Source organism: Pseudomonas fluorescens, from assembly GCF_001623525.1.
Taxonomy (GTDB): domain Bacteria; phylum Pseudomonadota; class Gammaproteobacteria; order Pseudomonadales; family Pseudomonadaceae; genus Aquipseudomonas; species Aquipseudomonas fluorescens_Q.
This window is the reverse complement of record NZ_CP015225.1, coordinates 4,358,153-4,372,959: the sequence shown is the minus strand read 5'-3', so window position 1 is coordinate 4,372,959 and position 14,807 is coordinate 4,358,153. Positions and strand designations below refer to the sequence as shown.

At 62.1% G+C, this 14,807-nt stretch carries 9 protein-coding genes; all 9 read left to right on the top strand.

All coding sequences use genetic code 11. The features are described from left to right. The first annotated feature begins 63 nt into the window (after window positions 1-63). The 9 genes from gltB (at window position 64) to gspF (ending at window position 14,804) form a co-directional block, all read left to right on the top strand. Complete coding sequence (gltB, locus tag TK06_RS18760; RefSeq protein ID WP_063323299.1) at window positions 64-4,512, top strand: glutamate synthase large subunit; 4,449 nt, start codon at window positions 64-66, stop codon at window positions 4,510-4,512. 33 nt (window positions 4,513-4,545) lie between these two features. Continuing rightward, on the top strand, window positions 4,546-5,964 hold the full coding sequence (locus tag TK06_RS18755) for an FAD-dependent oxidoreductase (RefSeq protein WP_003196992.1): 1,419 nt from the start codon (window positions 4,546-4,548) through the stop codon (window positions 5,962-5,964). Between the two features lie 220 nt (window positions 5,965-6,184). Then, entirely contained in the window at window positions 6,185-7,252 is a 1,068-nt protein-coding gene (gene hemE / locus TK06_RS18750; RefSeq protein ID WP_063323298.1) for a uroporphyrinogen decarboxylase, read from the top strand. Between the two features lie 341 nt (window positions 7,253-7,593). Next, a complete protein-coding gene (gene gbpA / locus TK06_RS18745) occupies window positions 7,594-9,057 on the top strand; it encodes an N-acetylglucosamine-binding protein GbpA (protein WP_063323297.1) in 1,464 nt (487 codons plus the stop codon). A 67-nt stretch (window positions 9,058-9,124) separates the two neighbouring features. Beyond that, window positions 9,125-9,670, top strand: coding sequence for a cytochrome b (locus tag TK06_RS18740; protein ID WP_086936793.1), 546 nt, complete (start codon window positions 9,125-9,127; stop codon window positions 9,668-9,670). Continuing rightward, on the top strand, window positions 9,667-10,191 hold the full coding sequence (locus TK06_RS18735; RefSeq protein WP_063323295.1) for a type II secretion system protein N: 525 nt from the start codon (window positions 9,667-9,669) through the stop codon (window positions 10,189-10,191). The genes TK06_RS18740 and TK06_RS18735 overlap by 4 nt, the downstream gene beginning before the upstream one ends. Window positions 10,192-10,199: 8 nt before the next feature. Continuing rightward, a complete protein-coding gene (gene gspD, locus TK06_RS18730; RefSeq protein WP_063325181.1) occupies window positions 10,200-12,122 on the top strand; it encodes a type II secretion system secretin GspD in 1,923 nt (640 codons plus the stop codon). Further along, window positions 12,119-13,591 carry a type II secretion system ATPase GspE gene (gene gspE, locus TK06_RS18725; RefSeq protein ID WP_063323294.1) on the top strand — a complete coding sequence of 491 codons (1,473 nt, stop codon included), beginning with the start codon at window positions 12,119-12,121 and terminating at the stop codon, window positions 13,589-13,591. Before gspD ends, gspE begins: the two co-directional genes overlap by 4 nt. A 4-nt stretch (window positions 13,592-13,595) precedes the next feature. Continuing rightward, the gene (gene gspF, locus TK06_RS18720) at window positions 13,596-14,804 is read left to right on the top strand and encodes a type II secretion system inner membrane protein GspF (RefSeq protein ID WP_063323293.1); all 1,209 of its coding nucleotides are present in this window, start codon (window positions 13,596-13,598) and stop codon (window positions 14,802-14,804) included. Window positions 14,805-14,807: the final 3 nt, after the last annotated feature.

The following is a 14,807-nucleotide window of genomic DNA, read 5'->3' as shown; positions in this document are numbered from 1 at the left end:
TGCAACTGGTTGAATTGAAAAGAAATTTGCCTCGATTAGAGGCAGCCTGGTGAGAAAGTGTCTATGAAAGCAGGTCTGTACCAACCAGATGAATTCAAGGATAACTGCGGTTTCGGCCTGATAGCTCATATGCAGGGCGAGCCCAGCCACACCCTTTTGCAAACGGCCATTGAGGCCCTGACCTGCATGACCCACCGTGGTGGGATCAACGCCGACGGCAAGACCGGCGACGGTTGTGGCTTGCTGATTCAAAAGCCCGACGAGTTCCTGCGTGCCATTGCCCAGGAAACGTTTGGCGTGACCCTGCCCAAGCAGTACGCCGTGGGCATGGTGTTCTTCAATCAGGACCCGGTGAAGGCCCAGGCGGCTCGCGAAAACATGAATCGCGAGATCCTGGCCGCCGGCCTGCAACTGGTCGGCTGGCGCAAAGTGCCGATCGACACCAGTGTCCTCGGCCGCCTGGCGCTCGAGCGCCTGCCGCAGATCGAACAGGTGTTCATCGCGGGCGAAGGCCTGAGCGACCAGGACATGTCGATCAAGCTGTTCAGCTCCCGTCGTCGTTCGTCCGTGGCCAATGCCGCCGACACCGATCACTACATCTGCAGCTTTTCCCACAAGACCATCATCTACAAAGGCCTGATGATGCCGGCGGACCTCACCGCCTTCTATCCGGACCTGAGCGACGAGCGCCTGAAAACCGCGATCTGCGTGTTCCACCAGCGCTTCTCCACCAACACCCTGCCGAAATGGCCGCTGGCCCAGCCATTCCGCTTCCTCGCCCACAACGGCGAGATCAACACCATCACCGGCAACCGCAACTGGGCCGTGGCCCGTCGCACCAAGTTCGCCAACGACCTGATGCCCGACCTCGAAGAACTCGGCCCGCTGGTCAACCGCGTGGGTTCGGACTCCTCAAGCATGGACAACATGCTCGAGTTGATGGTGACCGGTGGCATCGACCTGTTCCGCGGCGTGCGCATGCTGGTGCCGCCGGCGTGGCAGAACGTCGAGACCATGGACCCGGACCTGCGGGCCTTCTACGAATACAACTCCATGCACATGGAACCGTGGGATGGCCCGGCCGGTATCGTCATGACCGACGGTCGCTACGCCGTGTGCCTGCTGGACCGTAACGGCCTGCGGCCGGCGCGTTGGGTCACCACCACCAACGGGTTCATCACCCTGGCTTCGGAAATCGGTGTCTGGAACTACCAGCCCGAGGATGTCATCGCCAAGGGCCGCGTAGGCCCGGGCCAGATCTTTGCCGTGGACACCGAAACCGGCCAGATCCTCGACACCGACGCCATCGACAACCGTCTCAAGTCCCGTCATCCATACAAGCAATGGCTGCGCAAGAATGCCCTGCGCATCCAGGCGACCATGGAAGACAACGACCACGGTTCGGCGTTCTACGACGTCGATCAGCTCAAGCAGTACATGAAGATGTACCAGGTGACGTTCGAAGAGCGTGACCAGGTGCTGCGTCCGCTCGGCGAGCAGGGCTACGAAGCGGTCGGCTCCATGGGTGACGACACGCCGATGGCCGTGCTGTCGCAGCGCGTGCGCACGCCTTACGACTATTTCCGCCAGCAGTTCGCCCAGGTGACGAACCCGCCGATCGACCCGCTGCGCGAAGCGATCGTGATGTCCCTGGAAATCTGCCTCGGTGCCGAGCGCAATATTTTCCAGGAGTCGCCGGAGCATGCCTCGCGGGTGATCCTCAGCTCGCCGGTCATTTCCCCGGCCAAATGGCGCTCGCTGACCAATCTCGACCGTCCGGGCTTCGCGCGCCAGGTCATCGACCTGAACTACGACGAAAGCGTCGGCCTGGAAGCGGCGATCCGCAACGTTGCCGATCAGGCGGAAGAAGCCGTGCGCGCCGGTCGTACCCAGATCGTGCTGAGCGACCGTCACATCGCGCCGGGCAAACTGCCGATCCACGCCTCGCTGGCCACCGGCGCGGTGCACCATCGCCTGACCGAAAAAGGCCTGCGCTGCGACTCCAACATCCTGGTAGAGACCGCCACCGCCCGCGATCCGCATCACTTTGCGGTGCTGATCGGTTTCGGTGCCTCGGCGGTGTATCCATTCCTGGCCTATGAAGTGCTGGGCGATCTGATCCGTACCGGTGAAGTGCTGGGCGACCTCTATGAGGTCTTCAAGAATTACCGCAAGGGCATCACCAAGGGCCTGCTCAAGATCCTGTCGAAGATGGGCATCTCGACCATCGCCTCGTACCGTGGCGCGCAACTGTTCGAGGCCATCGGCCTGTCGGAAGAAGTCTGCGAGCTGAGCTTCCGTGGCGTGCCGAGCCGCATCAAAGGGGCGCGTTTCGTCGACATCGAAGCCGAACAGAAAGCCCTGGCGGCCGAAGCCTGGAGTCCGCGCAAGCCGATCCAGCAAGGCGGCCTGCTGAAGTTCGTCCATGGTGGCGAGTACCACGCCTACAACCCGGACGTGGTCAACACCTTGCAAGCCGCCGTGCAGCAGGGCGACTACAGCAAGTTCAAGGAATACACCTCGCTGGTGGACAACCGTCCGGTGTCGATGATTCGCGACCTGCTCAAGGTCAAGACCCTCGACACGCCGTTGGACATCAGTGAAATAGAACCGTTGGAGTCGGTGCTCAAGCGCTTCGATTCGGCCGGTATTTCCCTGGGTGCCTTGTCCCCGGAAGCCCACGAAGCCCTGGCCGAAGCCATGAACCGCCTCGGTGCGCGTTCCAACTCCGGCGAAGGCGGCGAAGACCCGGCGCGCTACGGCACCATCAAGAGCTCGAAAATCAAGCAGGTGGCCACCGGCCGCTTCGGTGTGACGCCGGAATACCTGGTCAACGCTGAAGTGCTGCAGATCAAGGTCGCCCAGGGCGCCAAGCCCGGCGAAGGCGGCCAGCTGCCTGGCGGCAAGGTCAACGGCCTGATCGCCAAGCTGCGCTACGCGGTGCCTGGCGTGACCCTGATCTCACCGCCGCCGCACCACGACATCTACTCGATCGAAGACTTGTCGCAACTGATCTTCGATCTCAAGCAGGTGAACCCCAAGGCGCTGGTCTCGGTGAAACTGGTGGCGGAAGCGGGCGTTGGCACCATCGCGGCCGGCGTGGCCAAGGCCTATGCCGACCTGATCACCATCTCCGGCTACGACGGCGGCACCGGCGCATCGCCGCTGACCTCGATCAAGTACGCCGGTGCACCGTGGGAACTGGGCCTGGCCGAAACTCACCAGACCCTGCGCGGCAACGATTTGCGCGGCAAGGTCCGGGTGCAGACCGACGGCGGCCTGAAAACCGGCCTGGACGTGATCAAGGCCGCCATCCTCGGCGCCGAGAGCTTCGGCTTCGGCACCGCGCCGATGATCGCCCTGGGCTGCAAATACCTGCGCATCTGCCACCTGAACAACTGCGCCACGGGCGTGGCGACCCAGAACGACAAGCTGCGCAAGGACCACTACATCGGTACCGTGGACATGGTGGTGAATTTCTTCACCTACGTGGCCGAAGAAACCCGTGAGTGGCTGGCGAAGCTGGGCGTGCGTTCGCTCGAAGAGCTGATCGGCCGTACCGATCTGCTGGAAGTGATCGAAGGCCAGACCGCCAAGCAGCATCACCTGGACCTGACCCCATTGCTGGGCAGCGATTACATTCCGGCAGACAAACCACAGTTCTGCCAGGTTGATCGCAACCCACCATTCGACAAGGGTGAGCTGGCCGAGAAGATGGTCGACATGGCCGCTGCGGCGATCAACGACCTGAGCGGTGCCGAGTTCGACCTGGATATCTGCAACTGCGACCGTTCCATCGGCGCACGGATCTCCGGCGAAATCGCCCGCAAGCACGGCAACCAGGGCATGGCCAAGGCGCCGATCACCTTCCGCTTCAAGGGCACCGCAGGCCAGAGCTTCGGCGTCTGGAACGCCGGTGGCCTGGACATGTACCTGGAAGGCGATGCCAACGACTACGTGGGCAAGGGCATGACCGGCGGCAAGCTGGTCATCGTTCCGCCCAAGGGCAGCGTCTACAAGACCCAGGACAGTGCCATCATCGGCAACACCTGCCTCTACGGCGCCACAGGCGGCAAGCTGTTCGCCGCCGGCACCGCAGGCGAGCGTTTCGCTGTGCGTAACTCCGGGGCCCACACTGTGGTGGAAGGCACCGGCGATCACTGCTGCGAGTACATGACCGGTGGTTTTGTCTGCGTGCTGGGCAAGACCGGTTATAACTTCGGCTCTGGCATGACCGGCGGTTTCGCCTACGTGCTCGACCAGGACAACACCTTCGTTGACCGGGTCAACCACGAACTGGTGGAAATCCAGCGGATCAGCGGCGAGGCGATGGAAGCCTATCGCAGCCACCTGCAAAACGTGCTGAACGAGTATGTCGCGGAAACCGACAGCGAGTGGGGTCGTGAGCTCGCCGAGAACCTCGATGACTACTTGCGCCGTTTCTGGCTGGTCAAGCCGAAGGCTGCCAACCTGAAGTCGTTGCTTTCCAGCACTCGTGCCAACCCGCAGTGATATGCGCCTGAAGAGTTTGATGAGGTTTTAACAATGGCTGAACGTCTGAATAACGACTTCCAGTTCATCGATGTCGGGCGCAAGGATCCGAAGAAGAAACTGTTGCGTCAACGCAAGAAAGAGTTCGTGGAAATCTACGAGCCTTTCAAACCCCAGCAGTCGGCCGACCAGGCCCACCGCTGCCTGGGTTGCGGTAACCCGTATTGCGAATGGAAGTGCCCGGTGCACAACTTCATTCCCAACTGGCTGAAACTGGTGGCCGAGGGCAACATCCTCCAGGCCGCCGAGCTGTCCCACCAGACCAACACCCTGCCGGAAGTCTGCGGCCGGGTGTGCCCGCAGGATCGCTTGTGTGAAGGGGCGTGCACCCTCAACGACGGTTTTGGCGCGGTGACCATCGGTTCGGTGGAGAAGTACATCACCGACACTGCGTTCGCCATGGGCTGGCGTCCGGACATGTCCAAGGTCAAGCCGACCGGCAAGCGCGTGGCGATCATCGGTGCCGGCCCGGCGGGCCTGGGCTGTGCCGACGTGCTGGTGCGCGGTGGCGTGACCCCGGTGGTGTTCGACAAGAACCCGGAAATTGGCGGCCTGCTGACCTTTGGCATCCCCGAGTTCAAGCTGGAAAAGACCGTGCTGAGCAATCGTCGCGAAGTCTTCACCGGCATGGGCATCGAGTTCCGCCTGAACACCGAGGTGGGCAAGGACGTGACCATGGAGCAACTGCTCGAAGAATACGATGCCGTGTTCATGGGCATGGGCACCTACACCTACATGAAGGGCGGCTTTGCCGGAGAGGACTTGCCGGGTGTCTACGACGCCCTCGATTTCCTGATCGCCAACGTTAATCGCAACCTGGGCTTTGAAAAGTCGCCGGAAGATTTCGTCGACATGAAAGGCAAGAAGGTGGTGGTGCTCGGCGGTGGCGACACGGCGATGGACTGCAACCGCACCTCGATCCGCCAGGGCGCCAAGTCGGTGACCTGCGCCTACCGTCGTGACGAAGCCAACATGCCCGGTTCGCGCAAAGAGGTGAAGAACGCCAAGGAAGAAGGCGTGAAGTTCCTCTACAACCGCCAGCCGATCGCCATTGTCGGCGAAGACAAGGTCGAAGGCGTGAAGGTGGTCGAGACCCGTCTCGGCGAGCCGGACGCCCGTGGCCGCCGCAGTCCCGAGCCGATCCCCGGTTCCGAAGAGATCATCCCGGCCGACGCCGTGGTCATCGCCTTCGGCTTCCGCCCAAGCCCGGCGCCGTGGTTCGAGCAGTTCAGCATCCAGACCGACAGCCAGGGCCGCGTGGTGGCTCCGGAGCAGGGCCAGTACAAGCACCAGACCAGCAACCCGAAGATCTTCGCCGGTGGCGACATGGTTCGTGGTTCCGACCTGGTGGTAACGGCGATCTTCGAAGGCCGCAATGCGGCGGAAGGGATTCTGGATTACCTGCAAGTCTGACCGCTGTTGATCGTTCCCACGCTCTGCGTGGGAATGCAGCCCGGGACGCTCTGCGTCCCCCTTGGAACGCGGAGCGTCCCTTGAGACATTCCCACGCAGAGCGTAGGAACGATCAGTTAAACCGCGACAAATTGCCCCGATAGATAAAAGGCACGGCTCTTGCCGTGCCTTTTGCGTCGCGCTCTGAGAAAATGCCCGCACTTTTTTTCCGGATGCCGACATGACTGCCCTGAAGAACGACCGTTTCCTTCGCGCCCTGCTCAAGCAACCCGTTGACGTCACCCCGGTGTGGATGATGCGCCAGGCTGGTCGCTACCTGCCGGAGTACCGCGCCAGCCGCGCCAAGGCCGGTGACTTCATGAGCCTGTGCATGAACCCACAGTTCGCCTGCGAAGTGACGATGCAGCCGCTGGATCGCTATCCGCAGCTGGACGCGGCCATCCTGTTTTCCGACATCCTGACCATTCCCGATGCCATGGGCCAAGGCTTGTACTTCGAGACCGGCGAAGGCCCGCGCTTCAAGAAAGTCGTCAGCACCCTGGCCGACATCGAGGCCTTGCCGATTCCCGATCCGCAGAAAGACCTGGGCTACGTCATGGACGCGGTCAGCACTATTCGTCGTGAACTCAACGGGCGCGTGCCGCTGATCGGTTTCTCCGGCAGTCCCTGGACGCTGGCGACCTACATGGTCGAAGGCGGTTCGTCGAAGGACTTCCGCAAGACCAAGGCGATGCTCTACGACAATCCGCAAGCCATGCACCTGCTGCTGGACAAGCTGGCCCAGTCGGTCACGTCCTACCTCAACGGGCAGATCCTGGCCGGTGCACAAGCGGTGCAGATCTTCGATACCTGGGGCGGCAACCTGTCGGCGGCGGCGTACCAGGAATTCTCCCTGGCCTACATGCGCAAGATCGTCAGTGGCCTGATCCGCGAGCACGAGGGTCGCAAAGTCCCGGTGATCCTGTTCACCAAGAACGGCGGCCTGTGGCTGGAAAGCATCGCCGATGCCGGCGCCGACGCCCTGGGCCTGGACTGGACCTGCGACATTGGCAACGCTCGCGAGCGTGTCGGTCACAAGGTTGCCCTGCAAGGCAACATGGACCCGACCGTGCTTTACGCCAAGCCTGAAGCCATCCGCGCAGAAGTCGGGCGCATCCTGGCCAGCTACGGCAGCGGCAGTGGTCATGTGTTCAACCTCGGCCATGGCATCACCCCGGAAGTCGACCCGGAACACGCTGGGGCCTTCCTGCGGGCGGTGCATGAGTTGTCGGCGCAGTACCACCAGTAATCGTTTTCCAGCGTCACCCAGCCTGTCCGGACCCGTGCCGGACAGGCTTTTTTTTTCGCCTGTTTTTTATTTGTTAAATGTAAAGCGTCAGTTGTTTTGTCTGATGTGTCTGTTTGTTTTTGTTTGATAGTTATTTCTGTTCGTAAGAAGTTTCTCAAGCTATGTAAGAGAAATAGCTTCAGAGATCATTCCTTCTATTTTGAGAGATTTTTCCTACATAGGAACTGTTCAACTTTCTATAAGGTTCGGCGCTTGTTAGGTCTGGCGCTGAACGATCCGGCGCGCCTTTCAAGATGACGGTGATTCGTCTTTTCAATCTCGATGAGTAGTCTGGAACTTATATGAAAAATAACTTCAATAAGGGCAATGTATTAACGGGGTGTGCTTCGTCGTTAGTGCTGTTGTCGGCCATGGTGGCGTCCCAAGGTGTGCATGCACATGGTTTCGTCGAAGTGCCGCCTTCTCGTGCGCTGTTGTGCCAGAAAGGTGTCAACCTAAACTGCGGTGGCGCGCAATACGAGCCGCATAGTACCGGCGAGACCTTCAAGGGCTTCCCGAATGGAGCCGGTGGTGGGCCACTGCAAGGCCCTATCGACGGCAAGATCGCCAGCGGCGGCAACGCCAACTTCTCCGCTCTTGATGCGCAATCGGCTTCGCGCTGGCACCTGACCGAAATCAGGGACCGCAACATTGCCTTTCAATGGCAATACGTCGCGGCGCACCGGACGAGCAAACACGAATACTTCATTACCCGCGATGGTTGGAAGCCGAACCAAGCGCTCAAGCGCTCCTCGTTCGACAGCACGCCGTTCTGTACGGTGGATGGCGGTCATCAAATTCCGGTAAGCGGTGCCCCGCACAACTGCGTCATTCCTGACAGTAAATCGGGTCATCACGTCATCCTGGCCGTCTGGACAGTGGGCGACACGGATAACGCGTTCTACAACCCGGTGGATGTGAACATTCTCGCCGAAGCCGCATTGCCGGGCGGCTGGTTGCCGGTGGGCAGCATTACGCCATCGACTCCGTTGCTGGCGGGTGACAAGGTCAAGGCCCGTGCATTCTCCGCCACCGGCGAAAATGCTGAGTACAGCGTAGAAATCAGTATCGACAACGCTGAAGAAGGCAAGCCTGAGAATTGGTCGTTCAAACTGGCCGAAGCCATTAACACCCATGCCCTGATTCGTGCCGGTATTCGTGGTGAAGACGGCAATATCGCGCCGGTCAAAGGTACCAACAGGCTGTACGCCCAGAAAGAAAGCGGTGTGACTGGCTATCAAGTGCAGTTGGACATGCAGGAAGACGCCAGCGCCAGCATGGAAATTTCTTCCCTGCAGCCAGAGTACGTGCTCGATAAAGGTCGGGTCAGCATGGCGTTCACCGCGCAGACAAACCGTCGAATGAACCTCGAAGCCGCACTGTTCGATGAGAAGAACAAGCAGGTCGGTACCGTCAGCCAGGCCGTGGGTGAAGGCAGTACCGGCCTGAGCCTGGACGTGCGCAGCGCCCCGGGCGCCCACACCCTGACGCTGGTGGGCACCACCGAAGATGGGCGTACCACGCGCCAGGAGACCCAGACCGTCACCCTGACCGGTGAAGGCGCGGGCATCGAGTACGACTTCGTGTTCCCTGAAGGCATCAGCGAATACACCGTTGGTACGAAAGTGCTGCAGCCCAAGACTGACGAAGTCTTCGCGTGCAAGCCGTTCCCCGCGTCCGGCTACTGCAAGCAGTACAGCCCGACCTCGAACGGTTTTGAACCGGGTGTCGGTGCCTCCTGGCAAAGCGCCTGGGACAAGCTGTAAGTCCTGACAGGCACGGCTTCAGGCGGCCCGCAGGGGTTGCCTGAAGCCTTCAAGCGAGGGCGCGATGATGCATTCCAATTATTCCAAGCGACGGGTGCTGCTGCACTGGCTGTCGGCGGTGATTATTTTATGGACGTTGGTGTCCGGTTTTTATGTGGCTTTCAACCCGGTGTCAGCTTCGACCGAACACTGGATCGGCTCACTCAATGTGTCGTTGACCACGCTGTTCATTCCGTTTTTCGTGTGGCGGGCCTGGCTGTTTTTTTGTGAGCTGGAGCCCCGTGGGGCAGCGCTTTCATTGAACAAGAAGCTGGCCTTGGTGGTGCATGCGCTGATCTACCTGACCATCGGCGTCGTGCTGGTGACCGGCGTACTGATGATGAAAAGCACCATCAGTGTCTTCGGCCTTGTTCGCTTTCCTCAACCATTGGCTGATCCGGCGCTGATCGAACTGGCCAACACCCTCCATAGCCTGTCTTGCGTGGTGCTTTCGATGCTGATTGCGCTGCACCTGTGCGCGGTGCTCTGGCATGAGTTTTCCGGGCGCAGGGTGGTACGACGAATGTCTTTCGCCAAGCCAGCTGGCGCGATGAGCCGGAGAGCGCAAAGGTGAGCCTGTCTTTCCTTGGCCGCCGCCTGCCGAGACTGCTGCTGGTGCTCGTGCCGCTGCTTTACGGGATATTGCTGGCCGGACAAGAGTGGCGCTTTCACCAGGGTTTGGGTCGTGATGTGCCGGTGCCGGCGGACCCGCCGATGGTTCCGGTTCGTGACCTGCTCAACGTGCAAGCCGTGGCGACCGTGCTTGGCCTGGCGCCTGAAGGTGCCCAGGCGCCAAGCGCCGAACCGATTACGTTGCAGGCCAGTTTTGTCGCCGGCCAAGGTTTGTCGCGGGCATTGTTGGCGGACGCCGCCGGCCCGCGCATTTACCAGGTGGGTGAGCGCTTGCCCGGTGGCAGCGTGCTGCGTCGGGTCGAAGCCGGCCATGTGACGTTGTGGCGCAACGGACGTGAAGAGCGCCTTTCCCTGCAACAAGACGCCAAGCCCTTGCTGCGCCGATTGACCCCCGAAGACGGGCACCATGCCACGCTTGTTTCCACGCAATACCTACGCCCGGTGGCCGGGCAATCAGAGTGATCGAATTCATGAACAGCTTTATCCGGGGCCGTGTAGCACGCGTCCTGTTCGGCCTTGCAGTGGTGTGTCCACTGACGTTTCCCGTTTCGCTGCGAGCCGAGGAGGCCCAGTGGCAACTGGCGATGAACAACGCGGAACTGCGCGACGTGGTCGAGGAATTCTCGGCGATCCTGGGCAAGACCGTGGTGCTCGATCCCCGGGTGTCAGGGCGCATTACGGTCATGTCCCGTCAAGCGCTGGACCGCGAGGGGGTACGTCGGTTGTTCTATTCGGTACTCGATGCACACAACTTCACCGTGATCGACGAAGGCGAGCGGATCCTGATCACCCCGGTCAGCGATGCCAAGACGCGTGCCGGTATCGCCGACGAACAAAGCGCCACACCGTCGCAGTTCATCACCCGGGTCCTCGACCTGCAATCGAGTGTCGCTGCCGACGTCGCCGGGCTGATCCGCCCCTTGGTATCGGCCAATGGTTACGTCGGCCCTTCGGTCTCGTCCAACGCCTTGGTGGTCACCGACACGGCGGCCAACGTCCAGCGCATCGCCGGCGTGGTGCAACGGTTGGATTCAGGACGCAACCGCAATCACGTGGTGGTGCGCTTGAAGCACGCCCAGGCCGGGGACATCGCCCCACTCGTGGAAGCCTCCGGCGGCAAGCGCGAGGGGGAAACGGCGGGCGTGGTGATCGCCGATGCCCGCAGCAACCGGCTGGTGATCATCGGCGCGCCAGCGGTGCGTCAACGCCTGGTCGACCTGGCCCGGACCCTGGACGTGCCGGCAGCCGCTTCCCAGGACAACGCGCGGGTCATCCGTCTGCGTCACAGCGATGCCAAACAGTTGGCCGAGGTCCTGGAAGGTGTCGGGCAGGATAGGAAAACCACCCCGGTCCTTGCTGGCCAACGGGAAACCGCGGGGTCCAGCCCCTTCAGGATCAAGGCCGATGAAAGCCAGAATGCCTTGGTCATGATCGCCGAGCCGGCCCAGGTCCGCATCATCGAGAACATCGTCCGGGAGCTGGATCAACCCCGGGCCCAGGTGCTCATTCATGCGGCCATCGTCGAGGTGAGCGGAGATATTTCCGAAGCGCTGGGGGTGCAGTGGGGAGTCAAGAGCGGCAGCGCGACAGGTGGCATCAATTTCCCGGGAACTGACATTCCGATCGTCGGCCTGGACTTCAATAAGCTGGATAAAAAGACTGAAGGCGCATTCCTGCGGCTGGGCGGTGACCGCTTCAGTGCACTGGTTTCGGCGCTGGCGAGCGATACTCACAGCAACCTGCTTTCCACCCCCAGCCTGCTCACCCTGGATAACCAGGAAGCGGAAATCATCGTGGGCCAGAACGTCCCGTTCAAAACGGGTTCCTATGCCACCAGCGGCAACGGTGCGGACAATCCGTTCACCACCGTGGAGCGCAAGGACGTCGGCATCAGCCTCAAGGTCAAGCCCTACATCAACGAAGGCTCGACCTTGCGCCTTGAAGTCGAGCAGGAAGTTTCGGACATCGCACCGTCTGTTTCCGGAGTCGATTCCTCCGATCTGATCACCAACAAGCGCGCCTTGAAGAGCACGATCCTGGCGGACGATGGCGAGATCATCGTGATCGGCGGCCTGATCCGCGACAGTGTCCGCAGCCAGCAAAGCGGTGTGCCGCTGCTGCGCAGTATTCCCTACTTGGGCGCGTTGTTTCGCTGGAACCGCGACACCCAGACCAAAAGCAACTTGATGGTGTTCCTGCGCCCGACCATCGTGCGTAGCAGCGAAGACCTGGCCGATGTGAGTCGCCAGCGCTACGACGCGCTCCGGGAACTGAGCAAGCCCGGCTCGCGGAAAAACAACTCGCTGCTCTTGCCCCGGGATGCCCGCCAGTTGTTCGACTCATCCAAGGATGCATCAGCGGCCGATTCGCAACAGCGTGCGGGGGCCTTGTGACTGAACCGCAGGCCCCGTTGCCCTTTGGTTTCGCCAGACGTTTCGGTGTGCTGCTCGAAGGCGAGGGGCCGACCTTGAGCCTGGTGATGCGCGGCGACACGCCCCTGACCGCCGTGGCCGAAGTGCGGCGCCTGTGCGGGCGGGATTTGCCCATCCAGGTGCTGGAACCGACGCTGTTCGCCGCGCGCCTGGCCAGCGTCTATCGCCAGGGCCAGAGTGCCGCCGAGCAGGTGGCCCAGGGCCTGGACGAAGAGCTGGACCTGCTCAGCCTGGCCGACCAAATGCCGCAGACTACCGACTTGCTGGAGCAACAAGGTGATGCGCCGATTATCCGGCTGATCAACGCGCTGCTCAGCGAGGCAGTCCGCGAACAGGCCTCGGACGTGCACCTGGAAACGTTCGAGCAATACCTGTCGGTGCGCATGCGCATCGACGGGCAGTTGCAGGAAATGCTGCGCCCGCGCCGGGAACTGGCGAACTTGCTGGTGTCGCGGATCAAGGTCATGGCCCGTTTGGACATCGCCGAAAAGCGCGTACCCCAGGATGGGAGAATGGCCTTGCGCCTGGCCGGCCATGAAGTCGATGTACGGGTCTCCACGTTGCCTTCGGCCCATGGCGAGCGCGTGGTGTTGCGCTTGCTCGACAAGCAGGCCGGGCGTTTGGACCTGCATCGCCTGGGCCTGCCCGACGACACCCTCGCCGACCTGCGGCTATTGCTCGGCAAACCCCACGGCATCGTGTTGGTGACCGGTCCCACGGGTTCGGGCAAGACCACCAGCCTGTACGCGGCCTTGAGCAGCATCAACGACCAGAGTCGCAACATCCTCACCGTCGAAGACCCCATCGAATATCACCTGCCGGGCATCGGCCAGATGCCGGTCAACCCGAAGGTCGACATGACCTTCGCCCGAGGCTTGCGGGCTATTTTGCGCCAGGACCCGGACGTGGTGATGGTCGGCGAGATACGCGACCGCGAGACCGCCGAAATCGCCGTGCAGGCGTCGCTGACGGGCCACCTGGTGCTCTCGACCCTGCACACCAATACCGCCGTCGGCGCGGTCACGCGGCTGGTGGACATGGGCGTGGATGCGTATCTGCTGGCGTCGTCCCTGGCCGGCATCGTCGCCCAGCGCTTGTTGCGGGCCTTGTGCCCGTCCTGCAAGACGCCTTATGTGGCCGACGCCGCTACGTGTCGGCGCCTGGGCCTCGATGCCGGTGCCGCGCCCCGGTTGTTCAAGGCCCAGGGCTGCGAGCAATGCCAGAAGGGTTATCGCGGACGCTTTGGTATCTATGAGTTGGTGAATGTCGGCGCCGCCCTGTCGCAACTGATTCATCAGGGCGCCACCGAGCAGGCGCTGGCCGCCGAGGCGCGCAAGACCTCCCGCAGCCTGTTTCAGGACGGTCGCCAGCGGGTGCTGGAAGGCCTGACCAGCGTCGACGAACTGCTGCGCATTACCCAGGAGGATTAGCACCATGCCGACCTTCGACTATCGGGCCGAAGACGCCCAGGGCCGCCGCTGCAAGGGCCGTGTGGAAGCCGACAGCCCGCGCCATGCTCGCCAGTTGCTGCGCGAGCGCGGCCTGCTGCCCTGCGAACTGCTTGCAGCGAAGGAACCGCGAACCCTGGGCGGGTGGCACGCCGGAACGTGGTTGAGCCCGGCAGATCTGGCATTGCTGACGTTGCAGTTGTCCACCTTGATCCAGGCCGGCCTGCCCCTCGAAGAATCCCTGGGAGCGGTGGCGCAACAGAGCCAGAAGCGCCGTGTCGCCCACCTGCTGGCGGCGGTGCGCAGCCGGGTGATGGAAGGCCACGCATTGGCGACGGCCCTGAGGGCCTTTCCCCAGGCGTTTCCCGAGTTGTTCTGCGCCACCGTGGCCGCCGGCGAGCAATCCGGCCACTTGGGCCGGGTGCTGGAGCAATTGGCGACCTACACCCAGGCGCGCCAGGCGTCGCGCCAGCGCATTCAACTGGCGTTGGTGTACCCGCTGATTCTGATGCTGGCCTGCGTCGCGATTGTCGCGTTCCTGCTGGGCTACGTGGTGCCGGATGTGGTGAAGATTTTCGTCGACAGTGGCCAGCCGTTGCCTTGGCTGACTCAGGCGCTGATTGCGATGAGCGACGGCTTGCGTCGCTACGGTCTGCTGTTGCTCGGGGCCCTGGCCGGGCTGCTCGGGCTGTGGCGCTGGAGCCTGCGCCAACCGGCGTGGCGCCTGCGTTGGCACCGCTTGTTGCTCAGGCTGCCGTTGTTGGGCGAGGTGCTGCGGGCAATGGAAGCGGCCCGTTTCGCCAGCACCTTGGCGATCCTGAGCAAAAGCGCGGTGCCGCTGGTGGAGGCCTTGCACATTGCCGCCCAGGTGATCGGCAACCTGACCATTCGCGCACGCATGGCCGACGTGGCCCGTTCGGTCCGTGAGGGCGGCACCCTGACCCGTGGCCTGGAACTGGGCGGGGATATCCCGCCGCTGATGCTGCACATGATCGCCAGCGGTGAACGAGCCGGCGAACTCGACAGCATGTTGGCCCGCGCCGCCGAACAACAAGAGGCCAGCCTCGCGGCACGCATCGCGCTGGTGGTGAGCCTTTTCGAACCGGCCATGTTGGTGCTGATGGGCGGCGTCGTGCTGCTGATCGTCATGGCCATTCTGCTTCCTATCTTGAGCCTCAACCAATTGGTGAATTGACCC